This window comes from Jannaschia formosa, assembly GCF_003340555.1.
Taxonomy (GTDB): domain Bacteria; phylum Pseudomonadota; class Alphaproteobacteria; order Rhodobacterales; family Rhodobacteraceae; genus Jannaschia; species Jannaschia formosa.
In genome coordinates this window covers 109,251-131,256 of record NZ_QPLJ01000010.1, presented here as the reverse complement: position 1 = coordinate 131,256, position 22,006 = coordinate 109,251, and the positions used below count along the sequence as shown (strand labels likewise).

Annotated in this window: 25 protein-coding genes and 2 pseudogenes; 12 read left to right on the top strand and 15 right to left on the bottom strand. The window is 71.1% G+C overall.

Annotated features, from left to right (window positions below):
* Nucleotides 1-36 precede the first annotated feature (36 nt).
* Nucleotides 37-924: an MBL fold metallo-hydrolase gene (locus tag DR046_RS12535; RefSeq protein WP_115382730.1), complete on the bottom strand. Its 888-nt coding sequence runs from the start codon at nucleotides 922-924 to the stop codon at nucleotides 37-39.
* Between DR046_RS12535 and DR046_RS12530 the strand changes: the two genes are divergently transcribed.
* Nucleotides 923-2,173 carry an ATP-binding protein gene (locus tag DR046_RS12530; protein ID WP_115382729.1) on the top strand — a complete coding sequence of 417 codons (1,251 nt, stop codon included), beginning with the start codon at nucleotides 923-925 and terminating at the stop codon, nucleotides 2,171-2,173. The genes DR046_RS12535 and DR046_RS12530 overlap by 2 nt on opposite strands.
* A gap of 222 nt (nucleotides 2,174-2,395) precedes the next feature.
* On the opposite strand, the gene infC is transcribed toward DR046_RS12530, so the two are convergent.
* A complete protein-coding gene (infC, locus tag DR046_RS12525; RefSeq protein WP_442354851.1) occupies nucleotides 2,396-2,854 on the bottom strand; it encodes a translation initiation factor IF-3 in 459 nt (152 codons plus the stop codon).
* Between the two features lie 249 nt (nucleotides 2,855-3,103).
* Between infC and DR046_RS12520 the strand changes: the two genes are divergently transcribed.
* The gene (locus DR046_RS12520) at nucleotides 3,104-4,030 is read left to right on the top strand and encodes a hypothetical protein (protein ID WP_115382727.1); all 927 of its coding nucleotides are present in this window, start codon (nucleotides 3,104-3,106) and stop codon (nucleotides 4,028-4,030) included.
* 101 nt (nucleotides 4,031-4,131) lie between these two features.
* Nucleotides 4,132-4,821: an RraA family protein gene (locus DR046_RS12515; RefSeq protein ID WP_115382726.1), complete on the top strand. Its 690-nt coding sequence runs from the start codon at nucleotides 4,132-4,134 to the stop codon at nucleotides 4,819-4,821.
* A gap of 78 nt (nucleotides 4,822-4,899) precedes the next feature.
* On the opposite strand, the gene DR046_RS12510 is transcribed toward DR046_RS12515, so the two are convergent.
* The 6 genes from DR046_RS12510 to cysG form a co-directional block, all read right to left on the bottom strand.
* Nucleotides 4,900-5,757 (bottom strand): ferredoxin--NADP reductase, encoded by an 858-nt coding sequence (locus DR046_RS12510; RefSeq protein WP_115382725.1) that lies wholly within the window; start codon nucleotides 5,755-5,757, stop codon nucleotides 4,900-4,902.
* 67 nt (nucleotides 5,758-5,824) lie between these two features.
* Nucleotides 5,825-6,244 carry a DUF934 domain-containing protein gene (locus tag DR046_RS12505; protein WP_115382724.1) on the bottom strand — a complete coding sequence of 140 codons (420 nt, stop codon included), beginning with the start codon at nucleotides 6,242-6,244 and terminating at the stop codon, nucleotides 5,825-5,827.
* Between the two features lie 4 nt (nucleotides 6,245-6,248).
* Entirely contained in the window at nucleotides 6,249-6,983 is a 735-nt protein-coding gene (locus DR046_RS12500) for a phosphoadenylyl-sulfate reductase (RefSeq protein WP_115382723.1), read from the bottom strand.
* On the bottom strand, nucleotides 6,973-8,622 hold the full coding sequence (locus DR046_RS12495; RefSeq protein ID WP_115382722.1) for a nitrite/sulfite reductase: 1,650 nt from the start codon (nucleotides 8,620-8,622) through the stop codon (nucleotides 6,973-6,975). The genes DR046_RS12500 and DR046_RS12495 overlap by 11 nt, the downstream gene beginning before the upstream one ends.
* A complete protein-coding gene (locus tag DR046_RS12490; protein ID WP_115382721.1) occupies nucleotides 8,622-8,927 on the bottom strand; it encodes a DUF2849 domain-containing protein in 306 nt (101 codons plus the stop codon). The genes DR046_RS12495 and DR046_RS12490 overlap by 1 nt, the downstream gene beginning before the upstream one ends.
* Nucleotides 8,924-10,303: a siroheme synthase CysG gene (gene cysG, locus DR046_RS12485; RefSeq protein ID WP_115382720.1), complete on the bottom strand. Its 1,380-nt coding sequence runs from the start codon at nucleotides 10,301-10,303 to the stop codon at nucleotides 8,924-8,926. The genes DR046_RS12490 and cysG overlap by 4 nt, the downstream gene beginning before the upstream one ends.
* Nucleotides 10,304-10,420: 117 nt before the next feature.
* Here cysG and DR046_RS12480 point away from each other — a divergent pair, with 117 nt between their 5' ends.
* Nucleotides 10,421-10,900: an Lrp/AsnC family transcriptional regulator gene (locus DR046_RS12480; protein ID WP_115382719.1), complete on the top strand. Its 480-nt coding sequence runs from the start codon at nucleotides 10,421-10,423 to the stop codon at nucleotides 10,898-10,900.
* Nucleotides 10,901-11,446: 546 nt separating this feature from the next.
* Here the strand turns inward: DR046_RS12480 and DR046_RS12475 are convergent.
* From DR046_RS12475 to moaA, 3 genes are read right to left on the bottom strand one after another with little or no spacing between them, the layout of a single operon-like run.
* On the bottom strand, nucleotides 11,447-11,905 hold the full coding sequence (locus DR046_RS12475; protein WP_245190926.1) for a SixA phosphatase family protein: 459 nt from the start codon (nucleotides 11,903-11,905) through the stop codon (nucleotides 11,447-11,449).
* Nucleotides 11,902-12,513: a ferredoxin gene (locus DR046_RS12470; RefSeq protein ID WP_115382718.1), complete on the bottom strand. Its 612-nt coding sequence runs from the start codon at nucleotides 12,511-12,513 to the stop codon at nucleotides 11,902-11,904. The genes DR046_RS12475 and DR046_RS12470 overlap by 4 nt, the downstream gene beginning before the upstream one ends.
* Nucleotides 12,510-13,520 carry a GTP 3',8-cyclase MoaA gene (gene moaA / locus DR046_RS12465; RefSeq protein ID WP_115382717.1) on the bottom strand — a complete coding sequence of 337 codons (1,011 nt, stop codon included), beginning with the start codon at nucleotides 13,518-13,520 and terminating at the stop codon, nucleotides 12,510-12,512. Before moaA ends, DR046_RS12470 begins: the two co-directional genes overlap by 4 nt.
* Nucleotides 13,521-13,845: 325 nt before the next feature.
* On the opposite strand from moaA, the gene DR046_RS12460 reads away from it, so the two are divergent.
* Both DR046_RS12460 and DR046_RS12455 read left to right on the top strand, forming a co-directional pair.
* Nucleotides 13,846-14,355: a hypothetical protein gene (locus DR046_RS12460; RefSeq protein ID WP_167767098.1), complete on the top strand. Its 510-nt coding sequence runs from the start codon at nucleotides 13,846-13,848 to the stop codon at nucleotides 14,353-14,355.
* A 23-nt stretch (nucleotides 14,356-14,378) separates the two neighbouring features.
* Nucleotides 14,379-15,920: an AMP-binding protein gene (locus DR046_RS12455; RefSeq protein ID WP_115382715.1), complete on the top strand. Its 1,542-nt coding sequence runs from the start codon at nucleotides 14,379-14,381 to the stop codon at nucleotides 15,918-15,920.
* 257 nt (nucleotides 15,921-16,177) lie between these two features.
* On the opposite strand, the gene DR046_RS12450 is transcribed toward DR046_RS12455, so the two are convergent.
* Complete coding sequence (locus tag DR046_RS12450) at nucleotides 16,178-16,867, bottom strand: D-lyxose/D-mannose family sugar isomerase (protein ID WP_115382714.1); 690 nt, start codon at nucleotides 16,865-16,867, stop codon at nucleotides 16,178-16,180.
* Between the two features lie 74 nt (nucleotides 16,868-16,941).
* Nucleotides 16,942-17,544: a flavin reductase family protein gene (locus DR046_RS12445; protein ID WP_115382713.1), complete on the bottom strand. Its 603-nt coding sequence runs from the start codon at nucleotides 17,542-17,544 to the stop codon at nucleotides 16,942-16,944.
* A 111-nt stretch (nucleotides 17,545-17,655) separates the two neighbouring features.
* On the opposite strand from DR046_RS12445, the gene DR046_RS12440 reads away from it, so the two are divergent.
* Both DR046_RS12440 and DR046_RS12435 read left to right on the top strand, forming a co-directional pair.
* The gene (locus tag DR046_RS12440) at nucleotides 17,656-18,156 is read left to right on the top strand and encodes a GNAT family N-acetyltransferase (protein ID WP_115382712.1); all 501 of its coding nucleotides are present in this window, start codon (nucleotides 17,656-17,658) and stop codon (nucleotides 18,154-18,156) included.
* Between the two features lie 3 nt (nucleotides 18,157-18,159).
* Entirely contained in the window at nucleotides 18,160-18,927 is a 768-nt protein-coding gene (locus DR046_RS12435) for an EcsC family protein (RefSeq protein ID WP_115382711.1), read from the top strand.
* A 108-nt stretch (nucleotides 18,928-19,035) separates the two neighbouring features.
* On the opposite strand, the pseudogene DR046_RS24225 reads toward DR046_RS12435, so the two are convergent.
* Nucleotides 19,036-19,362 (bottom strand): annotated as a pseudogene (locus tag DR046_RS24225) (DUF4440 domain-containing protein); the annotation flags it as partial.
* Nucleotides 19,363-19,404: 42 nt separating this feature from the next.
* Nucleotides 19,405-19,713: pseudogene (locus DR046_RS24220) on the bottom strand (ArsR/SmtB family transcription factor); the annotation flags it as partial.
* Between the two features lie 206 nt (nucleotides 19,714-19,919).
* Here DR046_RS24220 and DR046_RS12425 point away from each other — a divergent pair.
* The 4 genes from DR046_RS12425 (at nucleotide 19,920) to DR046_RS12410 (ending at nucleotide 22,006) form a co-directional block, all read left to right on the top strand.
* The gene (locus DR046_RS12425; RefSeq protein WP_115382709.1) at nucleotides 19,920-20,276 is read left to right on the top strand and encodes an AtpZ/AtpI family protein; all 357 of its coding nucleotides are present in this window, start codon (nucleotides 19,920-19,922) and stop codon (nucleotides 20,274-20,276) included.
* The gene (locus tag DR046_RS12420) at nucleotides 20,269-21,057 is read left to right on the top strand and encodes a F0F1 ATP synthase subunit A (protein ID WP_115382708.1); all 789 of its coding nucleotides are present in this window, start codon (nucleotides 20,269-20,271) and stop codon (nucleotides 21,055-21,057) included. Before DR046_RS12425 ends, DR046_RS12420 begins: the two co-directional genes overlap by 8 nt.
* Nucleotides 21,058-21,125: 68 nt before the next feature.
* The gene (locus DR046_RS12415; protein ID WP_115382707.1) at nucleotides 21,126-21,371 is read left to right on the top strand and encodes a F0F1 ATP synthase subunit C; all 246 of its coding nucleotides are present in this window, start codon (nucleotides 21,126-21,128) and stop codon (nucleotides 21,369-21,371) included.
* 80 nt (nucleotides 21,372-21,451) lie between these two features.
* Nucleotides 21,452-22,006: a F0F1 ATP synthase subunit B' gene (locus DR046_RS12410; protein ID WP_115382706.1), complete on the top strand. Its 555-nt coding sequence runs from the start codon at nucleotides 21,452-21,454 to the stop codon at nucleotides 22,004-22,006.

The window sequence follows — 22,006 nt, the reverse complement described above, 5'->3', positions numbered from 1 at the left end:
ACGGGGCGGGGGGCGCAAGGGGGGCATGGGCATTTTTCAGAGCCTGCGCCAGACCGCCTCGGGATGGAGCGACGGGGCGGCGGCGACGCGGCCCGTCTCGGCCAGATGCACCAGATGGGCCAGCACGTTGCGGGCGGCGGCGGCGTGGAGGGCAGGGGGTGTGTCGGTGTAGATCGCGGCGACCAGCTCCGGGATGCGGTGCGGGGTGGCGAGCGCGTCCAGCACCGCCGCCTCGCGCGCGAGCCGGTGGTCGCGCAGGGCGCGGCAGCGGGCGGAGGGGGCCTCGACCGGGGCGCCGTGGCCCGCGTGGAAGCGGCGCGCCTCCAGCGCCTCCAGCCGGTCGAGGGAGGCCATGAACTGCCCGAGGTCGCCGTCGGGCGGCGAGATCAGCGTCGAGGCCCAGCCCATGACCGTGTCGCCGGTGAAGGTTTCGCCGGCCTCTTCCCAGTGCAGGGACAAGTGGTTGGCCATGTGGCCCGGCGTGTGCAGCGCGCGGAGCGTCCAGCCGTCGCCGGCGACCCGGTCTCCCTCCGCCAGCACGTCGTCGGGGGCGAATCCCACGTCGACCCCCTCGCCGCCGCCGACCAGCCCGGCGAGGCGGTCCATCGTCTCGCTGCGCCCGGCTGCGGACGGGCCGAAGCCCAGGACCGGCGCGCGCAGCGCATCGGCCAGGGGACGGGCGCCGGGGGAATGGTCGAGATGGGAATGGGTCACGATCACCGCGCGCACCGGGCGTCCGGCAATGGCGGCGATCAGCGCCGCGCGGTGGCGCGCTTCGTCGGGCCCGGGGTCGATCACGACGACGTCCGACCGGCCCAGCACATAGCCGTTCGTGCCCGCCTCGGTCATCGGCGAGGGGTTCGGCGCGACCACGCGCCTCAACCCGCTTCCGCCGCCTTGCCCGCCGTCATAGATGTCGGCCATGGACGCCTTCCCTTCCTTCCCGCTCAGCCCGCGCACCTTCATGCCGCGCAGCTTCTACGCGCGCGCGGCGCTGATCCTGACCGTGCCGATCGTGGTGCTGCAGCTTGCCGTCGCGGTGATGTTCCTGCAACGCCATTACGAGGACGTCACCGTCCAGATGACCACCAACATGGCCCGCGAGGTGGAGCTTGTCCGCGCGCGCCCCGGCCTGGCCGAGGCGCTGGACATCGAGCTTGGGCAGGGCCCGGTCCCGGGCCGGATCGCACGGTTCGACCTGTCGGCCCATGCGATGCGCGACCGGTTCCATCAGCTGTTCGAGGGCGTGAAGGTCGACGCCGTCTCGACGCGCAAGCGGGTGCGGCTGGGCTTTCCGGACGGGACCTGGATGGAGTTCTCGCGCTCCAGCGTCTCGGCGTCGAACCCGCACCAGCTGCTGGTGCTGATGGTGGCGGTGGCGCTTCTGATGACGGGGATCTCGTTCCTGTTCATGCGCGGCCAGATTCGGCCGATCCATCGGCTGGCCCGCGCTGCCGAAGCCTTCGGCCGCGGCCAGACCGCCGAGTACCGGCCCAGCGGTGCGCGCGAGGTGCGGGCCGCTGGGACCGCCTTCCTTGACATGCGCACGCGGATCGAGCGGCATATCGAGCAGCGGACGCTGCTGCTGTCCGGCGTCAGCCACGACCTGCGCACGCCGCTGACCCGCATGAAGCTGGAGCTGTCGATGATGGACGGCCCCGAGGTCGAGGAGCTGACCCGCGACGTCGCCGCGATGGAGCGGATCATCGACACCTTCCTCGACTTCGCCCACGAGGACGCCGTCGCCCGTCGGGAGCCTGTCGATGCGCTGGACCTGCTGCGCGATGCCGTGCGCAGCGCCCCGGGCGAGGTAGAGGTCGCGGGCGGGCCCGTCACGGTGGAGCTTCAGCCGGGAAGCGTCGTGCGCGCGCTGAGCAACCTGCTGGGCAATGCGCTGAGCTACGGGACCCACGCCCGCGCCTCGGTCTCGGCGACCGCAGAGGCTGTCACCTTCACCGTCGAGGATGACGGGCCCGGCATCCCCGAGGCCGATCGCGACGAGGCGGTGCGGCCCTTCTCGCGGCTCGACGGGGCGCGCAGCAATACGCGCGGCAATGTCGGGCTGGGCCTGTCGATCGTGCGCGACGTGGCGCGCGCTCATGGCGGGGCGCTGCGGCTGGGGCGGTCCGAGACGCTGGGCGGGCTGAAGGCGGAGATCGTGATTCCGCTCTGAGGCGTCGGACGATTTTGTCCGGTCAGCATTAGCGGCCTGCACGACAGGCTGCCGGACGAGATACCGGAGCCGTCGCCCGGCGACTTGTCGACAGAGGCTTCCGGCCCGCAGGACGCCCCTGCGCGGGGCGGCGACCGGGTGGAGACATGTTGCGCGGCGACAGGCCGTGAAAAAGCCCCGGCGGCGGGCCGGGGCTTCGACGGGCGGACGGGGCGCGCAGGCTCAGCGCTGCGACGGCCCGATCATCATCACCATCTGGCGGCCTTCCATCTTCGGGAAGTTCTCGACCTTGCCGATCTCCTTGGTGTCCTCGGCCACCCGCTCCAGCAGCTCGCGCCCGAGATTCTGGTGCGCCATCTCGCGGCCGCGGAAGCGCAGGGTAATCTTCACCTTGTCCCCATGCTCCAGAAACTTGACCACGTTGCGCATCTTGACGTCGTAGTCATGCGTGTCGGTGTTGGGGCGGAACTTCACCTCCTTCACCTCAATGGTTTTCTGCTTCTTGCGCGCCTCGGCCTCTTTCTTCTGCTGTTCGTACTTGAACTTGCCGAAGTCCATGATCTTGCAGACCGGCGGATTGGCGTTGGGGCTGATCTCGACGAGGTCGAGCCCGGCATCCTCGGCCATCTGCCGGGCGCGGGCGGGGCTGACGACCCCGACGTTCTCGCCATCGGCGCCGATCAGGCGGATCTCGACGGCGCGGATGCGTTCATTGATGCGGGGGCCAGTGTCGCGCGCGGGCGGCGCGTTATGGGGTCTGCGGGCGATGGTCGTGGTCCTTCACGTGATTGACAGGCCGGGAAGGTAGCCGTTTCGGGCCTTTTCTTCAAGGCGCTTCGACGTCAGGCGGAACCCGTGCTCTGGCTGTTCCGTTGGTTCGCCGAGCGCGCTATGCCGCAACTGCACAACCTTCTTCGAGGAGATCCGCAAATGTCCCGCAATATAATCGTCGGTCTGGCCGTCCTGGTCGTCGCAGTCCTGGCCTGGATCGTGATCGACCGCATGTCCGAGGGCGAGGTCCCCGAGATGGTCGAGGGTGTGCCGCAGGTCGAGGTCGATCCCGAGACCGTGGTCGAGGAGGAACTCACGCCGACGGTCGATCCGGTTGAAGGAGTCGGGCGCGACATCGTCGGTGACGTCGTCGAGGTCACGCCGGAACCCGGCGAGGAGGCGGCCCTGCTTCCGGAGACGGGCGCGGAGGTCCTGGGCGATACGACCGAGGGTCCGACCGTGGGTGCGTCGCCCCTCGTCGAAGCCGGCCCCTCGACCACCGAGGATGCGGTCGAGCTGACCGGCGAGACCGTCGTTGACCCCGGGACCCCGGCAATCGTGGTCGAGGAGGAGCCCGCCGAGGAGGCTGCGGCCGGGGCGGCCCTGGTCGAGGAGGCGCCTGCCGAGGATGGAGCGACCGAGCTGGTGATCATCGACGGAGCGCCTGGTGAGGAGGCGCCCGCCGAAGGCACCGAGGCCGAGACGGTCGTGATCGAGGACGCGACCGCCGAAGAGGCACCGGCAACCGGTACGGCGACGGAGCCGGTCGTGATCGAGGGGGCGACTGCAGACGAGGCGCCGGCCGAAGACGGCGCGACCGAGCTGGTGGTGATCGAGGGTGCGCCTGACGCCGCCGACGCGGGGACCGACACGGTCGACATTCCGCGGGACGAAGCCGCGCTGGCCGAGATGCTGACGCCGGAGACCTTCGACGCCGACGCGATCCTTGCCTATGTCGAGAATGACCAGGAACTCGACGCCGTGCAGCGCAACGCTCTTGTGACCGCTCTCGAGCAGGCGCGCGACAATCCCGAATTCGTCGACGCCGCGATCCTCGCGCTCCGGCGCCAGTTCGAGATCGAGTGATCCCGGCCGAAACCGGCCACAGGGGCCGCGCCATGGGCGCGGCCCCTTTTCGTTTGCCCGGACGCGCCGCGCGCCGCATCCTCGGCAGACGAGGAGGTCCCATGATCGAAGAACCCAAGCGCCTGCGCATCGCCCGCGACCTGCGCCGCCCGACCGACGCGCAGATTGCCGCCTTCGCCGACATGCCCACCGGCTTCGTCGCCGACGCGATGTGGGGCATCGGCGCCATGGGCGGCGGCATCGCACCTCTGCCCGGGCTGCCCTATCGCGTGCACGGCCCGGCCCTGACGGCGGGCAACCGACCCGGCGACCTGCTGGCGACGCTGGCGGCGATCCATTTCGTGCGCCTTGGCGATGTCGTGGTGGCCGAGGCGCAGGGCTTCCTCGGTTGCGCGGCGGCGGGCGACCGGGCGATGGGGATGCTGGCCAATCGCGGCGCGGCCGGCTTCGTCACCGACGGACCGCTGCGCGATCTGGACGGTCTTCAGTTGGTCGGCCTGCCGGTCTGGGGGCGAGGGCTCTCGCCCAACTCGCCGGTCGCGCGCGGACCGGGCACGGTGGGCCTGCCGGTCACGGTCGGCGGGGTCCGGGTCGGGACCGGCGACATGATCGTCGCCGACCGCGACGGCGTGGTGGTGGTGCCCTTCGCCGATCTGGATCCGGTCATCGGGCGGTTGAAGCTCGTCGCGGCGGCCGAGCTGGCGCTCGATGCCGAGGTGGCGGCGGGACGGGCCGAGATCGATCTCGTCTCCCGGCTGATCGCGGAGGGGGACGAGGTGGAGTGGGTCTGACGCGACACCCGCCTCTCTCAGGCGGGCGTCATCCTCGACAGGGCGCGCGACCGGGCGCTAGTCGCGCGGTCCGGTCCGTCAGCCGACGAAGGCCTTCTCGACCACGTAATGCTTCGGCTCCGAGTTCGCGCCTTCTTCAAGGCCGAAGCCCTCAAGAATCGCCTTCAGGTCGGTGTTGAGCCCCAGCGAGCCGCAGACCATGGCGCGGTCGGTCTCGGGCGAGATGCCCTCGATCCCGAGGTCGCGGAACAGCGTCCCGTCCTCCAGCAGCGTCGTGATCCGGCCCATCTTCGGGCTCTCTTCGCGGGTGGTGGTCGGGTAGTAGGTCAGCTTGGCGAGGTTCTCGGAACCCAGAAGCTCCTGCATCGTCTCGTCCGTCCGCAAACCCTCGATCAGCTCGCGCCCATAAGCCAGCTCCGCCACGTCGCGGACGGTGTGGGTGACGATGACCTGATCGAAGCGCTCGTAGGTCTCGGGGTCTCGCAGCAGCGAGGCGAAGGGCGCGAAGCCGGTGCCGGTGGCGAAGAACCACAGCCGCTTGCCGGGCAGCAGCGCGTCATGGACCAGCGTTCCCACGGGCTTCGGCCGCAGGATGATCTGGTCGCCGGGCCGGATATGCTGCAGCTTCGAGGTCAGCGGGCCGTCCTGCACCTTGATCGAATAGAACTCCAGCTCGTCGTCCCACGAAGGCGAGGCGATGGAATAGGCGCGCAACAGCGGCTTCTGCCTGCCGGTCTTCGGGTCGGGGTCGCCCATCAGGCCGATCATCACGAACTCGCCCGAGCGGAAGCGCAGGGAGGCGGGGCGCGTCACCCGGAAGCTGAACAGGCGATCCGTCCAGTGTTTCACCTCGGTCACCGTCTGGGCATCGGGCAGGACGGGCTGGGGGGTGGCGTTGACGGGGGTGGCTTTGGTCACGGGGCGGTGCTCGGTCATGGGCAATTCGGACGCAGGACTGCGCCCCTCCGGCTGTGTAGTCTTTGATGTGGGTCAGGGAAAGGCGTCAGGACGCCCGGGCGCGGCCGAGCCGCGACTGGTAGTCATGCGCCTGCCAGTCGGCGCGGGCGCGCCACTGGTCCTCGGGTTGGCGCGCGGCGAGGGCCTCGTCGATCTCGATCTCGTCGAAGCCGCAGCGGCGGGCCATCGCGTACTGGTCGGCCAGCACATGGCCCTTGGCCCGCAGCCGTCCGGCATAGCCCGCGCGGCGCAGCTGCCGCGCGATGGTGAAGCCCCGCCCATCGGCGGAGCTGGGGAAGGCCACGCGGATCGCGGTCAGGTCCTGCAACTGCGCCAGCACGGGCGCGAGATCGGCATCCGGCGCCACGTCCACGGCCAGCGGCCCGTTGGCGGGCAGCTCGTCCGAGGGCACGAAACGCGCGTTGAGGTCGTCGGCGGCGAAGCCGGTATCGGTGACGATGGGCATGGGGTCAGCTCCGCGTGGCGGGCCAGATCCGGGCCCCGTCGAAATGGATGCCGCATTCGGCCTTGTCCGAGGCGCGCCAGCGCCCGGCGCGCGGGTCCTCGCCCGGCAGGGTCGAGGTCGTGCAGGGCGCGCAGCCGATGGAGGTGAAGCCTTTCGCGACCAGCGGATGCCGGGGCAGGTCATGCGCCTCCATGTAGGCGGCGAGATCGGCCCCGGTCCAGGCGGCGAGCGGGTTGATCTTGATATGGCTCCCGTCCGCCTCGAAGAGCGGCATCTCGGCGCGTGCGCCCCCGTGGATGCGCTTGCGGCCGGTGATCCAGGTGTCGAAATCCTGAAGCGCCAGCTCCAGCGGCTTGACCTTGCGGATGGCGCAGCAGGCGTCCTGGTCGGTCTGGTGCAGCACTCCGTCGGCATCGTGCAGGAACAGGTCGGCCGCGTCGGGGCGGATGACGCGGATGTCGGTCAGGCCGAGGCTACCGGCCACCTCGCGCTGATAGGCCAGCGTCTCGGCAAACAGCATCCCCGTCTCGAGGAACAGCACCGGGCGCGTCGGGTCGATCTGCGCCAGCAGGTGCAGCAGCACGACCGAGTCCGCGCCGAAGGACGACACCATCGCCACCTCGCCCAGCCGCGCGTCGCGAAGGGCGGTGTCGAGGATGCGCTCGGCGGACGCGCCGTCGAGGTCGGCGTTGAGCTGCGCCGCGCGGGCAGTCAGCAGGGCATGGGCGTCAAGCGGCATGGGCTGCCTCCTCGTCGGGGTAGAGCGCGGCCTTGAACGGGGCGGCACCGAGGCGGCGATAGGCCGCGAGGAACGTTTCGGACGGGTCGGTGCGCAGGTCGAGATAGGCACGGACCAGCCGCTCCACGGCTGGGACGATCTGGTCGTAGGCGAAGCCGGGACCCGCCCGTTCGCCGACGGCCATGGTCTCGGTCCCGTCGCCGCCCAGCGTGATCTGGTAGTTCTCGACCCCCGCGCGGTCGAGCCCGAGGATGCCGATATGGCCGACATGGTGATGGCCGCAGGCGTTGATGCAGCCCGAGATCTTGATCTTCAGCGCACCGATATCGCGCTCGATGGCTTCCAGCGCGGTGGCGATGCCCTGCGCCACGGGGATCGAGCGGGCGGTCGCCAGCGCGCAGTAATCCATGCCGGGGCAGGCGATGATGTCGGAGGCGAGCCCGACATTCGCCGTGCCCAGCCCGGCCTTGTTGAGCGCCGCATAGATCGCGGGCAGGTCGGCCCGGCGGACATGGGGCAGGATCACGTTCTGCTCGTGGCTGATGCGCAGCTCGCCATAGGCGTAGCGTTCGGCCAGGTCGGCCATCAGCCGCATCTGCTCGGCCGAGGCGTCGCCCGGCGTCGCGCCATGTGCCTTGACCGAGATGGTGACGATGGCGTGGTCGGCGCGCTTGTGCGCCGTGACGCTGGTGTCGATCCAGGCCTGCAGGGCCGGGTCCAGCCGCTCGGGCAGTTGCGAGGACGTGCGGAAGGCGGGGGGCGCGAACTGCGCCTCGATCCGCCGGAGCGCGTTCATGTCGCTGCCGTCGAAGAGGGGGCGCAACTCCGCGAAGCGAGCCTCGACGAGGTTGCGGATCTCCTCGATCCCGGTCTCGTGGACGGTGATCTTGATGCGCGCCTTGTACTTGTTGTCGCGGCGGCCGAGGCGGTTGTAGACGCCGACGATGGCCTCGCAATAGGGCAGCAGGTCGGCTACCGGCAGGAACTCCCGCAGGGTCTTGCCGACCATGGGCGTGCGGCCGAGACCGCCGCCGACGAGGACCTCGAAGCCGATCTCGCCGTCCCGCTCCTTCGCGACAAGGCCGATGTCGTGGGCCTTCGTCACGGCCCGGTCGTTGGGCGACCCGGTCACGGCGATCTTGAACTTGCGGGGCAGGAACTGGAACTCCGGATGGTCGGTGGACCATTGCCGCAGCAGCTCGGCATAGGGGCGCGGGTCGACGATCTCGTCGGCGGCGGCGCCGGCGAAATGGTCGGCGGTCACGTTGCGGATCGTGTTGCCCGAGGTCTGGATGGCGTGCATTCCGACATCGCCCAGCCGGTCGAGCATGTCGGGAATGTCCCGCAGTTTCGGCCAGTTGTACTGGATGTTCTGGCGCGTGGTGAAATGGCCGTAGCCCTTGTCCCAACGCTCCGCCAGCTCGGCCAGAACCCGCATCTGGTCGGCCGAAAGCGTCCCGTAGGGGATCGCCACGCGCAGCATGTAGGCGTGCAGTTGCAGGTAGACGCCGTTCATCAGGCGCAGCGGCTTGAACTCGTCCTCAGTCAGCGAGCCGTCGAGGCGGCGCTCCACCTGGGCGCGGAACTGGGCGTTGCGCTCGGCGAGGAAGGCGCGGTCGAAATCGTCGTATTGATACATCACTGAGCCTCGTGGGCTTTGCCGTGGGGATAGTTGGTCGGGCCGGAGGCGCGGAACGCCTCGCGGAAATGGACCGGCTCGGGGCCGTCGGGGCCGTGCTTCACCTCGGCGAGGTAGACGCCGACTACGGTGTCCGACTGCGACGAGGCGTCGAGCAGCCGGGCCTCGGCGATGGCCTCGTCCTCCTGGATCTCGGCGTCGCGCAGCGCGGGAACCCAGCGGTCGTCAGCGGACAGGTAGACGACGTCGCCCTCGACCAGCAGGTTGGCGGTGACGACCTTGGGGGTGAAGGGACGGCGGCTCATAGCGCGATCTCCTGTTCGAGGATGCGGGCGGCGCGGCGGGGCGCGAGGCCGTGGAGCAGAAGGGCGGGGCCGGTCACGCCGTCCAGCGCGTCGGGCAGGGTGGCCAGGGTCGCCTCAACGATGCGCTGGTCGGGGCGGGACGCGTTCACGACGACGGTGACGGGCGTTGCGGGGGCGGCGCCGTGCATCATCAGCCGGCCCTGCATCCAGCGCGCTGCGCGCTTGCCCATGTAGATCGCCGCGACCTCTCCGGGTTGGGCCAGCGCGCGCCAGTCCTGATCGGCGAAGCCCTTCATGTCGTGGCCCGTCAGGTAGCGGACGGAGCCGTTGCGCCCGCGCTTCGTCAGGCTTTGCCCGATGGCGGCGACCGAGGCCGAGGCGGCGGTGATGCCGGGGATCACGGACCAGGAAAGGCCAGCTTCATCAAGGGCCTCGATCTCTTCATCGAGACGCCCGAAGATGGTGGGGTCGCCGCCCTTGAGGCGGACGACATGGGCGCCGTTCAGCCCATGCTCCACGATCAGCGCATCGATCTCAGGCTGCGCCATGGAGGGGCCGAAGCCCTCCTTCCCCGCGTCGATGAGGAGCGCCTCGCGGCGGGCGAGTTCCAGGATCGCCGGGGGGACCAGCCGGTCGTGGATGACCACGTCGGCCTCATGCAGGGCCTTGCGGGCCTTCAGCGTCAGCAGTTCCGGATCGCCCGGGCCGGCGCCGACGAGGTCGACATGGCCGGGGCGGGCCTCGGCGCGGAGATGGGTGGCGAGCAGATCGTCGAGTGCCTCGCGGATGGCATCCTCGCCCTGCTCGGCGGCGCGGGGACCGGTCTGGTCGTAGTACTCGGCCCAGAAGCGGCGGCGGGCGGCGCCCATCGGCAGGGCGTCGGCCATCTTGCGGAAACCCTTGCCGATCTTCGCCAGCAGCCCGAGTTGCGCGGGCAGGCGCGCCTCCAGGTCGGCCTTGATCTTGCGGGCCAGCACCGGAGCCGCGCCCTCGGTTCCGATGGCGATGGTGACGGGATCGCGGTCCACGATGGCGGGGGTGATGAACTGGGAGTTGGCGAGGTCGTCGACGACGTTGACCAGCGCGCCGTCGGCGGTGGACATACGCAACATCTTGATATCTTTGCAATGATCCTCGTGCGCGGCGTAGGCGATCACGCAGCAGAGCGCGTCCCCCGGTTCCTGCGCGCGGCGGATCAGCGTGAGCTTGCCGGCGTCGGCCCAGGCCTCGATCTCCGGGGCGGGGTCCTCGGCGACGACGGTGATCCGGGCGGTCGTCTTCAGCAGAAGGCGCAGCTTGGCGATGGCGGCCTCGCCGCCGCCGGCGACGAGAACGCGGCGGCCCTCGAGGGCGAGGAAGACGGGAAAGTGGTTCATGGCGGCCTCGCTGGTTCGAAGCCTGATATAGGACGATTTCCCCCTTTCGGCATAGGTGGGGTCTGCTAACAGGAACGTCCGTGCAGGAATCTATGCCTGAGCAGGAAAGGGGTCCAGATGGCTGGCGAAACGCAGACAGAGGTCCGGTTGGATGCGCTCGACCGGAAGATCCTCCGGGAGATGCAGCGGGACGCCTCGCGGTCGCTGGAGGAAATCGCGCGCGAGGTGGGCTCGTCGAAGACGCCGGTCTGGAATCGCATCCGCAAAATGCGCGAGGCCGGCGTGATGGGGCCGCCGGTTGCGGTGGTCGACCCGGACGCGCTGGGGCTGGAGGCGTGTTTCTTCGTCCTGATAAGGACTTCGGAGCACGAGGCGGAGTGGCAGCGCCGCTTCCTCGCCGCCCTTAAGGCCCGCCCCGAGGTGCAGGAGGCGCACCGGCTGGCGGGCGACATCGACTACATCCTGAAGGTCCGGGTGGCGAACGCGCGCGCCTATGACGTGTTCTACCAGGCGCTGATCTCGGAGGTGCGGGTGTTCAACGTCACGGCGCTCCTGTCGATGGAAGAGCTGAAGTCGGAGACCGCGCTGCCGGTGTGAGGGGGCGGGATTCGCGTGTTGGCGAACCTGCGACGAGGGGGAGAGCGCCCGGGATGTGTTCGCTTTCCGCTTCGTGGGCTCTGGGGGTGATGGAGGGGTGATCCACGGGTGATCTGCGTCATACGTCCGGTTTGCAGGGGCAGACGGCGGACTGTGCGGCGGGGACGGTTGACGGTCGGGGTGTTCGGAGCCTCGCGAGGCGGTCGCGGAGGCGGGGGGCGGTCTCATGGTCGCCGGTCACGGACGGCCGGGAAATGTCGAGATTTGCGGTGTCGTGATTGCGAGATCCTTCGCCGAAGTCCGGAGCAGAATGCCGACTGACCGGTCCAAGGGCGAGGCGTCAGGGGCGGATGACGACGGCAGGAGTGTCGCCGCGTGGTGCGTGTCGGCATCGCCGGCCTGCGGGCTGGGTGCCTCGGGTGGATCGATAGGCAGGTCGGGAGCCAGATCGCGGCCGGGCGCTACGTCGCGCTCGCCATGCAGCGGCATTGACAGGCGGTGCGGCGGACCCCCGGGGTCGCGCCCGGGGGTGACGCCTTGCGCGGGTCAGGTCGCCGGGAGGTCCCTCGGGACGACGAAGGCGAGGACGCGGCCGTCCTCGGCGATCACGGTGGTGGCGCAGGTCGGGTAGGTCTCGAAGTCGGGATGGGCGGGGGGCTGGGCCACCGCGCGGGCCGCCGCCTCGGCGATGCCGGGGTTGTGGCCGAGGATCAGGAGCGGCGCGGGACCCGGGGTCCGGGCGAGCGCGAGGATCGTCTCGGGCTCGGCCAGGTAGAGGTCGGAGCGGAACTCCGGTTCGACGTCGAAGCCCAGCGCGGCGCAGGTCTCGCGGGTGCGGACCGCGGTCGAACAGAGGATGCGGGCGGGCGTGTAGCCGTTGGCGCGCAGCCAGGCGCCGATGCGGGGCGCCGCCTCGCGCCCGCGGCGGTTGAGCGGCCGCTCGTGGTCGCCCTGCATCGGGTCGCCCCAGCTCGACTTGGCATGGCGCATCAGGATCAGGGTCATGGGGACTCGCGGTGGAAATGGGCCATGTGATGGGCGGATTGCGCCTGCGGCCGGGTCGGCGAGGCGGGGCAGGCGCGGCGGACGGCGCAGCCCCGCGCCATGCAGTCGTTCGGGCCAGAGAGATGGGCGTGGCAGGCGGCGAGGTCGTAGCCCGCCGCGTCGATGGCGCCCGCCGGGCAGGCGGTCAGGCAGGGGGCGTGGCAGTGCGCGCAGGGGGAGGGCGGCGGGTCGGGGAGCGCTATGCGGCGGGGCAGGACCAGCGCGCCGCGGGCGCTGACCATGAGGCCCTGCGTGTTGTGGGCGAGCAGGTGGGCGGGCGAGACGTGGCAGCGCCCGGTCCGCGTCATCCAGGTGACGAAGGGCTGGAGGGGCTGGCCGAAGGGGAAGCGCGGCTCGGCCCCGATCTCGGCGGCCCAGGCGGTGAGGACGCGCCGCGACCAGCGGTCGACCGGGTCGGGGCCGCGCCATTCGGGGCTGGCGGTCAGGGTGGCCCAGAAGGTTGCGGGGTCGGGTCCGAGCAGGAGCGTCGTCGTCTCGCCGTCATGGAAGCCGCCGAGCAGCGCCAGGGCGCGGGCGGCGGCCTGACGCTCCAGCGCGGGGTAGTTCATCCGCCGGTATGGCTCATGTGCCGGGACATCTGGCCGTCGGCGCGCTGCCGGGAATAGTCGAAATCGTGGCCCTTCGGCTTGCGCGCGATGGCGGCGCGGATGGCGTCTTCGAGCGCGGCGTCGTCGGGGCTGGCGCGCAGGGGGGCGCGCAGGTCGGCCATGTCCTCCTGCCCGAGGCACATGTAGAGCTGGCCGGTACAGGTGAGCCGGACGCGGTTGCAGCTTTCGCAGAAATTATGCGTGAGCGGCGTGATGAAGCCGATCTGCTGCCCGGTCTCGGCCAGGTCGACATAGCGGGCCGGGCCGCCGGTGCGGTGGGCGAGGTCGCGGAGCGTGTAGCGTTCGGCAAGGCGCGCGCGCAGGTCGCGGAGCGGCCAGTACTGGTCGAGCCGCAGGGTGCCGTCGGTGCCGTCGCCCATGTCGCCCATCGGCATGACCTCGATGAAGGTCAGGTCGAGTTCCTCGCGCGCGGCCCAGGCCACGAGGTCGAAGAGCTCGTCCTCGTTGGTGCCCTTGAGGGCCACGGTGTTGATCTTGACGCGCAGGCCCGCCGCCCGGGCCGCGTCGATGCCGCGCAGCACCTTGTCGAGGCTGCCCCAGCGGGTGATCGCCTTGAACCTGTCGGCGTCGAGCGTGTCGAGCGAGACGTTCACGCGCCGCACCCCGGCCTGCGCCAGCGGCGCGGCGAAGCGGTCGAGCTGGGAGCCGTTGGTGGTCAGCGTCAGCTCGTCGAGGCCGTGGCCCAGATGCTGGGACATGCCCTCGAAGAAGGAGAGGATGTTGCGGCGGACGAGCGGCTCGCCCCCGGTGATGCGGAGCTTGCGGACGCCGAGGCGGACGAAGGCGGTGCAGAGGCGCTCGAGCTCCTCGAGGGTCAGAAGCTCCTTCTTCGGCAGGAAGGTCATGTGCTCCGACATGCAATAGGTGCAGCGGAAGTCGCAGCGGTCCGTGACCGAGATCCGCAGGTAGTCGATGCGGCGCGCGAAGGGGTCGATGAGGGGATCCATGCGCCGCAAGGTAAGGCTCGGCGCGGGCCGGGGCAAGGGAAGCGGGGGGCGCCTTAGGTCGGGGGGAGCGTCCGGCCGGGGCATCGAGCCCCGGCCGGACGCGCGCTGTCGCGCCGCCCGGTGGCGGCCCGGGCGCCAGGGGCGCCGGGAGGACGCGGCCCCGGGGGCAGGGCCTCGGGGTTCCGCCCCGGACGCCGCAGCACGCGGGAATCCGCGTCGGAGCAGGGAGGGCGCTTGCCGAAAGCTAAGCCCCGGGTCTCGGGCTATGGGGTTTTGCAGCGGGGCATTCTAGGATCGCGGCGACTGAAGATCGGGGGAGATCACCATGCGCCGTCTGTTCATCCTATCCACGCTGCCGCTTGCGCTGGGCGCCTGCGCGAACCTGCCTTTCGGGCTGGGCGGCGGCGGGTCCGGGGCGCAGGCGCCCGCGCCGCTGCCGGAGGCGACGGAGGTCTCGGCCCCCGCGCCGGAGGCCTCGGTCGCGGCGCCGGTGGCGCCGCCGAGCACGGTGACGGCCTCGGCAGAGGCGCTCGACACCGTGTCGGAAGCCGAGAAGGAGGCGGCGCGCGAGGCCGCCGCCGCCTCGACCGGGGGCGAGCTCGGCACGGTGACAGTGTCGCTGGGCGATCCGGCCGAGCCGGGGCTCTGGGTGAAGTCGGGCCTCGTCTCGTCGGAGCAGCCGGGGACGGTCCGGACCGGGGACGGCGAGGCGATCTCGGTCACGCTGCGCCCGATCGGGTCGGGCAGCGGCGGGCCGCAGATCTCGCTCGCCGCGCTGCGGGCGCTGGGCCTGCCGATCACCGGGCTGCATCCGGTCACCCTGTCCACCTCGTGAGCGACCTGGCCGAGCGGCGGCGCATGCTGCCGCACCTCGCCCCCTGGGATGAGATGCGGGCGGCGTTCCGCTGGGACATCCCCGCGCGGTTCAACATCGCCACCGCCTGCTGCGACGCCTGGGCCGCCGAGGACCCGGAGCGGGTGGCGATCGTCGACCTGTCCGCCGGGCGGCGGGTCTGGAGCTTTGCCGAGCTGAAGGACGCCTCGGACCGGCTGGCCGGGGCGCTGGCGCGCCGCGGGGTGGGGCGCAGCGACCGGGTCGCGATCCTGCTGGCGCAGCGGGCCGAGGTGATCGTCGCGCATCTGGCCGCGATGAAGCTGGGCGCGGTGTCGCTGCCGCTCTTCGCGCTGTTCGGGCCGGAGGCGCTGGCCTACCGGCTGCGCGATTCGGGCGCGCGGGCGGTGGTCTCGGACGCGGGCGGGCTGGCGCGGGTGGACGGGCTGGACCTGCCCGACCTGACGCTGCGGATCGACGTCGACGGCTGGGCGGACCTGCTGGCCGAAGCGCCGGCGGAGGCGGTCGACACGCAGGCCGACGACTCGGCGATGATGATCTACACCTCCGGCACGACCGGGCCGCCCAAGGGCGTGCTGCACGCGCATCGCTTCCTGCTGGGGCACATGCCCTGCGTCGAGACCTCGCTGGAGGGATTCCCGCAGCCGGGCGACGTGGCCTGGACGCCCGCGGACTGGGCCTGGATCGGCGGGCTGATGGACCTGGCCTTCCCGGCGCTCTGGTTCGGGGTGCCGCTGATCGCGAAGCGCTTCGCCAGGTTCGAGCCGGAGGCGGCCTGGGCGCTGATGGTCGAGGAGCGGGTGACCTGCGCCTTCCTGCCGCCGACCGCGCTGAAGATGCTGCGCCGGACCGACCCGCCCGCTGGGCTGGCCCTGCGGGCCGTCATGTCGGGGGGCGAGGCGCTGGGCGCGGGGCTGCTGGCATGGGGGCGGGAGGCGCTGGGGGCGCCGATCAACGAGATCTACGGGCAGACGGAATGCAACCTCGTCATGGCCTCCTGCGCGGGGACGCAGGACGTGGTGCCGGGCGCGCTGGGGCGCGCGGTGCCGGGGGTGGAGGTCTCGGTGCGGGGACCGGACGGGGCCGAGGCGGCGGAGGGCGAGATCTGCGTCCGGGGCTCTCCGGCGACGTTCCTCGGCTACTGGGGCAACCCGGAGAAGACCGCGGAGAAATGGCGGGACGGCTGGCTCAGGACCGGCGACCTGGGCCGCGTCGAGGGGGAGGTGATCGTCTATGTCTCGCGGGACGACGACATCATCTCCTCGGCGGGCTACCGGATCGGGCCGACGGAGATCGAGACCTGCCTGACGGCGCATCCCCGCGTGGTGATGAGCGCGGTCGTCGGGCTGCCCGACGAGACGCGCGGCGAGGCGGTGACGGCCTTCGTCGTGGCCGATGGCGGGACGGAGGGCCTGGAGGCGGAGCTGATCGACTGGGTCCGGGCACGCCTGTCGCCCCACATGGCGCCGCGCGCGGTGCGCTTCGTGGCCGAGCTGCCGATGACGGCGACGGGGAAGGTGCAGCGGCGGGCGTTGCGGGAGACCTGAGGGGGAGCGGACTCTGCCCCCGCGCCTTCGGGGCCTTGCCCGTTCGCGGCTGGATCGGTCCACCGGACCGATCCCGGGACGCCGCTCACCCGCGGCATATTTGGGGAGCATCGAAAGGGGGGCGGCGGGCGCGTTAACCTTGACGGTTGGCTAAGCGCTGGGCGGGGAGGCGGGGGCGGAGTCCCCTGACGGGCGCGATCGTGGCGAAGGTTATTGTGCTGCGAGCGCGCCGGGATGTGCGGCCCGGCGCCCGGCGCTCAGCCGCCGAGACGGGCCGCGTAGTCGCTGACGAGGAGGTGGGTCGGGGGCTCGTCTTCCTCGATGTCCGAGAAGCGGCCGATCGGGTCGCGGAAGACGTTGTCGGTCTCGTCGTCGTTGACCGTCGAGACCTCGCCGATCAGCACCTCGCCGCCCTCGCCCCAGAAGGCGTGCCAGTCGCCGGGGCGGAGCGTGACGCTTTCGCCCGGGGCGAGGCGCAGCTTCTCGCCCGGCCCGTAGTCATGCGCGATCCCGTCGAGCCAGACCCGGCCGCCGCGATCCTCGGCGAAGCCGCCGTGATCGTCGGAGCCGTAGAGCTCCACCACCAGCGTGGCGCCGCCGCGGTTGATGATGTCCTCCGCCTTCAGGACATGGGTGTGCATCGGGCTGAGCTGGTCCTGCCGCGAGATCAGCAGCTTCTCGGCATAGCACATGCCGCGCCCCGCGTTCAGGTCGGACAGCAGGCCGTTGCGCAGAGTGAAGAGGAACAGGCCCGTCCGGTCCCAGTCGCCCGCGCCGTAGTCGGTCACGTCCCAGCCGCAACGCGCGTCGACGACGTGGCGCGCCTCGGCGGCGCGGGCGGCGAGTTCGTCCGGGCTCCACCACGCGAAGGGGGGCAGGGCGAAGCCGTGGCGGGCGATGGTGTCGGCGCCCTCGGCGAGGATTCGGTTGATGCGGGAGCGGTGCATGGCGGCGCCTCGGGTGATTGGCTTCGGATCTTCTGTGGCGGGCGGGGGCGCGGGTCAAGCACGCCGCCGAGGGCTCAGTCGTCGGGGCGCTTGAGCTCGAACAGCTCGGTGACGCGGGCGTAGTCGCGGTAGCCGAGGCGAGAGAGCGGCTGGAAGGTCGTCACGTCGAACCGGCCGTCGACGAGGCAGTCGTCGCGCATATGCACGCCCGTCACCACGCCGAAGACGGCGAAGTTGGCCTCGCCCGGCAGTTTCACGATCTGCGTCAGGGTGCATTCGAGCGCGGCAGGGGCGTCGGCCACGCGCGGGCAGTCGATCGTCTCGCATTGCCGCTTTTCCAGCCCGGCGACCGCGAATTCGTCCACCCCGGCGGCATGCGCGCCGGAGGTGGCGTTCATCGCGTCGCGGGCGGCGTATTCGACGATGTTGACGCAGAAGACCCCGCTCTCGCGGATCTGGGCCACGCTGTCCTTGGTGCCCTCGCGGTCGTCCTTGGACGAGGTCGAGGCGAACATCACCTGCGGCGGGACATAGGCCACCGCGTTGAAGAAACTGTAGGGCGCGAGGTTGTCGCCCGCACCCGCGCGGGTGCTGATCCAGCCGATGGGGCGCGGCGTCACGATGGCGTTGAACGGGTTGTGCGGCAGGCCGTGGCCATCCTCGGGGCGGTAGAACATGGGGTGCGGGTCCTCGATGCGTCTCGCGCCTGCCTAGGCCGGTCGGGGGGCGCGCCGCAACCTCGCGGTTTCGGGTGGCGCATGGCGGCGAGGCCGGTCAGAACGCGGCCCATGAAGATGATGCGCGAAACCGAACAGGACCGGTGGGAGGTCGAGGCGCTGCTCGACACCTGCTTCGCGCCGGGGCGGACGGCCTTGTCGTCCTACCGGCTGCGGGACGGGGTTCCGGCGGCGCGGGACCTGTGCCTGCTGGCGCGCGGCGCGGCGGGCGAGGTCGCCGGCGCGATCCGGTTCTGGCCGGTGCGCGTGGGCGGGCGCTGGGACGCGATGCTGCTGGGGCCGGTGGCCGTCCACCCGACGCGGCAGGGCGAGGGGCTGGGCGCCTGGCTGATCCAGTCGGGGCTGGACCGGGCCGCCGTCGCCGGGGTCGAGCGGGTGCTGCTTGTGGGCGACGCACCCTATTACGAACGCTTCGGATTCACCCGGCTCGACGGGGTCGAGATGCCGCCGCCGACGAACCCCGACCGGGTGCTGGGCATCTGGGACTGGGAGGGCGTCTCGGGTCCCGTCGAAAGGGCCTTGCCGGAGGGCGCGGACCATCCCATTTTCTGATCCATGAAAGACGAACGGATCGGACAGCAGCAGGTCTTCGAGCCGCTCGACCGTGAGGCCGAGCTGGACAGGCTTGCGCAGCGCATGCGCGCGGCGAACTCCTCGGGCATCCAGCTGATGAACTTCATCGGCAGCCGGGCGGAGGGGCTGCTCGACATGCTGCCCGCCCCCGCGAAGGCGGGGCTGGAACGCGCGACGGCGCTGGCGCTGGAGCAGGCCTTCAACGCCGCAGCCCTTTCGCGCGGGCGGATCCGCGACGGCTCGGACTGGCTGACCCGCGCGGTGACAATCGGCACCGGCGCGGCGGGGGGGCTCGGCGGCGTGCCCACGGCGCTGGCGGAGCTGCCGGTGACGACCACGGTGATCCTGCGCGCGATCCAGGGGATCGCGGACGAGCACGGGCTGGACCCGGCGCGCCCCGAGGTGCGGGCCGCCTGCCTGAAGGTCTTCGCTGCCGCCGGGCCGCTCGACAATGACGACGGGGCGGACCTGTCCTTCGTGACGATGCGGCTGACGCTGACCGGCGGGACGATCCAGGGGCTGATCGCCAAGGTCGCCCCCCGCCTCGCCGTGCCGCTGGGCCAGAAGGTCGCCGCGCAGGCGGTGCCGATCCTGGGCGCGGCGGCGGGGGCGGCCACGAACTACGTCTACACCACCTACTACCAGGAGATGGCGCGGGTGCAGTTCGGCCTGATGCGGCTGGCCGAGCAGGAGGGTGAGCCGATCGAGCGCCTCGTGCACGACCTGCGCGGGCGGCTGATCGGCGGGTAGGGGGCTTTGCCCCTCCCGCCGTGCGGGGTATCCATGAAGCCGCTTTGACGGGGGGCGCGTTCGGCCTCGGCACACCGTCGATATCCGCGCCGATCCCGCGCAACGGCCTCAGGCGATGGGCGCATCCATGCTGAACAGGTTGACCCAGCCTTCGGGGGTCGCGCGCCAGAGGCTTGCGACGCGCATCGCGTCGCGGCGGCCGTCGATGCGGGTGAAGTCGGCGCGGTAGGTGAGTAGGCCGAGGCCGTCGCCGGGCGTGCAGGCGCGGGCCTCGGTGAGGGTGAAGGTCCCGACGGTCGGACCATCATCCAGTTGCGCGACATGCGCGTCGCGATCCGCGTAGCCCTCCGGATAGAGGCCCAGGAAATCCGGGTGGAGCGCGGCGCGGTCGGCCCCGGCATCGCCCGCGACCAGCGCGTCCCAGACGCGGCGCTCGGCGGCGAGAAGCTGGTCGAGCAGGTCGGGAGGCGGCGCGAGGCGGGCGAGCAGTGCCTCCAGCGCGTCGAGATCGGGGCCGTCGAACTGGCCGAAGCCCTGCATCCAGACCGAGGCGGCGCGCAGCGCGTCCGGCTCCAGCTTGCACCAGACGACACGGCCGCGCCGTTCCCGCGCGATGAGGCCAGCGCGGTCGAGCGCGCCGAGATGCTTTGAGATCGCGGCCAGCGAGATCTCGAACTCCGCCGCGACGTCGGTGACGGCCATGTCGTCTTCCAGCAGCATCGCAAGGATCGCCCGCCGGGTCGGGTCGGCGAGCGCGGCGAAGACGGTGTCGAGCGAGGCGGGCATGACGGCGGGCGTTGCCCGGGGGCAGGGCGCGCGTCAAGCATGTTCAACCGGGGCGTTGAATGTCACTGGCGGTGCCGCGCGGTCCGACCGGCCGGTGGTCGGTCCGGCAACCCATTGCAGATGCGCGGTTTCTGCGGTGCAGAGACGCGCGTTGACTCCCCGGCGTCCGCCGCCTAGACCCTGCGGCGACATCCGTGAGGACCTGCATGTCCGACGACCTGAACGCCGACCGCCTGCGCGCCCTCGAGGCTCGCATCGCCGCGGCCAAGGGGCCCGGTCAGAAGGACCACATGGAGGAGCACTACTCTCAGGCGCAGCTCGCCTGGCGGATGGTGATCGAGATGGTCGCGGGGCTGGGGATCGGCTTCGGCATCGGCTACGGGCTCGATTACCTGCTGGGGACGCAGCCGTTCCTGATGGTGGTGTTCACGCTTCTCGGCTTCGCGGCCGGGGTGAAGGTGATGATCTCCTCCGCCAAGGAGGTGCAGGGCAAGATCGACGCGGCCGCCGCGTTGAGGGAACCGGGCGCGGGCGCGCCCAAGGACGAGGGAAGACATGGCTGACACTGGCGTCGCGGCTGTCGAAGGGGTCGAAGTCCATTCCGAGGAAGGCAGCCTCGTCTTCCACCCGATGGACCAGTTCATCGTCAAGCCGCTGTTCGGCGAGGCGGGCGATCCTGTCGGCATGCTGACCCTGACCAACGCGACGCTGTGGATGGCGCTGGCAGTGCTGGCCGTGATCGCGCTGTTCGTGCTGGGCACGCGCGGCCGGGCCATCGTGCCCTCGCGCAGCCAGTCGGTGGCCGAGCTGTTCTACGGCTTCATCTACAAGATGGTCGAGGACGTCACCGGCAAGGACGCGATCCGCTACTTCCCCTATATCTTCACCCTGTTCCTGTTCATCTTCTTCGCCAACTTCCTGGCGCTGATCCCGGCCTCCTTCTCGCCCACCAGCCAGATCGCCGTGACCGCCGTGCTGGGCTTCGGCGTGTTCATCGCGGTGACGGTGCTGGGCTTCGTGAAGAACGGCGCCTCGTTCCTCGGCCTTTTCTGGGTCTCGGCCGCCCCGCTGGCGCTGCGCCCGATCCTCGCGCTGATCGAACTCATCTCCTACTTCGTGCGGCCGGTCAGCCATTCCATTCGTCTTGCCGGCAACATCATGGCCGGCCACGCGGTGCTGAAGGTCTTCGCCGGCTTCGCCGCCATCGGCGCGGTCGCCCCGCTCGCCATCTTCGGCATCGTGGGCATCTTCGCGCTGGAGGTGCTGGTCGCCGCGATCCAGGCCTACGTCTTCACGATCCTGACCTGCGTCTACCTCAAGGACGCGCTGCACCCGCATCACTGAGTTGCGGCGGGCAAGCAATGCCCGCCCCACGACCCCCGACAGACTTCCAATCGTAAGGAGTACACCCCATGGAAGGCGACATCATCGTTCTGGCCGACACCGGCAAGTTCATCGGCGCGGGCCTCGCCGCCATCGGTTCCGGCGCCGCCGCGATCGGTGTGGGCAACGTGGCCGGCAACTTCCTGGCCGGCGCGCTGCGCAACCCCTCGGCCGCGGGCGCCCAGACCGCGACCCTGTTCATCGGCATCGCCTTCGCGGAAGCCCTCGGCATCTTCGCCTTCCTGGTGTCGCTGCTGCTGATGTTCGCCGTCTGATCGGCGAGCGACGTCCTTACGCTCGGCGGGCGGCCCCCTAGGGCCCCCGCCGCAGGATCCATACCCATCAGGGGGCACCCATGGCCGACCCAGTCGTCCCACTCGAAGCCGGCGCCTGCGTCAACCCGATCGACGGCAGCGCCATCGGCATGCCGCAGCTCTGCGCCGACTGGTATCTCAACCAGATCTTCTGGCTGCTGGTCGCGCTGGCCGCCATCTACTTCGTCCTCACCCGCATCGCCCTGCCGCGCGTTGGCGCCGTCCTGGCCGAACGGGCGGGTACCATATCCAACGACATCGCCGCCGCCGAGGACCTGAAGCGCCAGGCCACCGAGGCCGAGGCCGCCTATGACAAGGCGCTGGCCGATGCCCGCGCCGAGGCGCAGCGCATCTCGGAAGAGGCGCGCGCCGCCATCCGCTCCGATCTCGACAAGGCCATCGCCGAGGCCGACGCGCAGATCGCCGAGAAGACCGCCGAGAGCGAGGCGCAGATCGGCGAGATCCGCGCAAGCGCGGCGCAATCCGTGGCCGAGGTCGCCCGCGACGTCGCCGGCGAGATCGTCCGCGCGCTGGGCGGCAAATCCGACCAGGCCGCCATCGACGCGGCGGTCGACACCCGCGTGAAGGGGAACTGA

Excerpts from the sequence above, each read along its gene's own strand:
- DR046_RS12440 (WP_115382712.1), top strand. The coding sequence starts at position 17,656 with ATGAAGATGATGCGCGAAACCGAACAGGACCGGTGGGAGGTCGAGGCG.
- DR046_RS12445 (WP_115382713.1), bottom strand. The coding sequence starts at position 17,544 with ATGTTCTACCGCCCCGAGGATGGCCACGGCCTGCCGCACAACCCGTTC.
- DR046_RS12470 (WP_115382718.1), bottom strand. The coding sequence starts at position 12,513 with ATGAACTACCCCGCGCTGGAGCGTCAGGCCGCCGCCCGCGCCCTGGCG.
- cysG (WP_115382720.1), bottom strand. The coding sequence starts at position 10,303 with ATGAACCACTTTCCCGTCTTCCTCGCCCTCGAGGGCCGCCGCGTTCTC.
- DR046_RS12435 (WP_115382711.1), top strand. The coding sequence starts at position 18,160 with ATGAAAGACGAACGGATCGGACAGCAGCAGGTCTTCGAGCCGCTCGAC.
- DR046_RS12515 (WP_115382726.1), top strand. The coding sequence starts at position 4,132 with ATGATCGAAGAACCCAAGCGCCTGCGCATCGCCCGCGACCTGCGCCGC.
- DR046_RS12410 (WP_115382706.1), top strand. The coding sequence starts at position 21,452 with ATGGCCGACCCAGTCGTCCCACTCGAAGCCGGCGCCTGCGTCAACCCG.
- DR046_RS12455 (WP_115382715.1), top strand. The coding sequence starts at position 14,379 with ATGCTGCCGCACCTCGCCCCCTGGGATGAGATGCGGGCGGCGTTCCGC.
- DR046_RS12420 (WP_115382708.1), top strand. The coding sequence starts at position 20,269 with ATGGCTGACACTGGCGTCGCGGCTGTCGAAGGGGTCGAAGTCCATTCC.
- DR046_RS12535 (WP_115382730.1), bottom strand. The coding sequence starts at position 924 with ATGGCCGACATCTATGACGGCGGGCAAGGCGGCGGAAGCGGGTTGAGG.
- DR046_RS12530 (WP_115382729.1), top strand. The coding sequence starts at position 923 with ATGGACGCCTTCCCTTCCTTCCCGCTCAGCCCGCGCACCTTCATGCCG.
- DR046_RS12520 (WP_115382727.1), top strand. The coding sequence starts at position 3,104 with ATGTCCCGCAATATAATCGTCGGTCTGGCCGTCCTGGTCGTCGCAGTC.
- DR046_RS12480 (WP_115382719.1), top strand. The coding sequence starts at position 10,421 with ATGGCTGGCGAAACGCAGACAGAGGTCCGGTTGGATGCGCTCGACCGG.
- DR046_RS12495 (WP_115382722.1), bottom strand. The coding sequence starts at position 8,622 with ATGTATCAATACGACGATTTCGACCGCGCCTTCCTCGCCGAGCGCAAC.
- DR046_RS12415 (WP_115382707.1), top strand. The coding sequence starts at position 21,126 with ATGGAAGGCGACATCATCGTTCTGGCCGACACCGGCAAGTTCATCGGC.
- moaA (WP_115382717.1), bottom strand. The coding sequence starts at position 13,520 with ATGGATCCCCTCATCGACCCCTTCGCGCGCCGCATCGACTACCTGCGG.
- DR046_RS12505 (WP_115382724.1), bottom strand. The coding sequence starts at position 6,244 with ATGCCCATCGTCACCGATACCGGCTTCGCCGCCGACGACCTCAACGCG.
- DR046_RS12460 (WP_167767098.1), top strand. The coding sequence starts at position 13,846 with ATGCGCCGTCTGTTCATCCTATCCACGCTGCCGCTTGCGCTGGGCGCC.
- DR046_RS12490 (WP_115382721.1), bottom strand. The coding sequence starts at position 8,927 with ATGAGCCGCCGTCCCTTCACCCCCAAGGTCGTCACCGCCAACCTGCTG.
- DR046_RS12500 (WP_115382723.1), bottom strand. The coding sequence starts at position 6,983 with ATGCCGCTTGACGCCCATGCCCTGCTGACTGCCCGCGCGGCGCAGCTC.
- DR046_RS12475 (WP_245190926.1), bottom strand. The coding sequence starts at position 11,905 with ATGACCCTGATCCTGATGCGCCATGCCAAGTCGAGCTGGGGCGACCCG.
- DR046_RS12450 (WP_115382714.1), bottom strand. The coding sequence starts at position 16,867 with ATGCACCGCTCCCGCATCAACCGAATCCTCGCCGAGGGCGCCGACACC.
- DR046_RS12425 (WP_115382709.1), top strand. The coding sequence starts at position 19,920 with ATGTCCGACGACCTGAACGCCGACCGCCTGCGCGCCCTCGAGGCTCGC.
- DR046_RS12510 (WP_115382725.1), bottom strand. The coding sequence starts at position 5,757 with ATGACCGAGCACCGCCCCGTGACCAAAGCCACCCCCGTCAACGCCACC.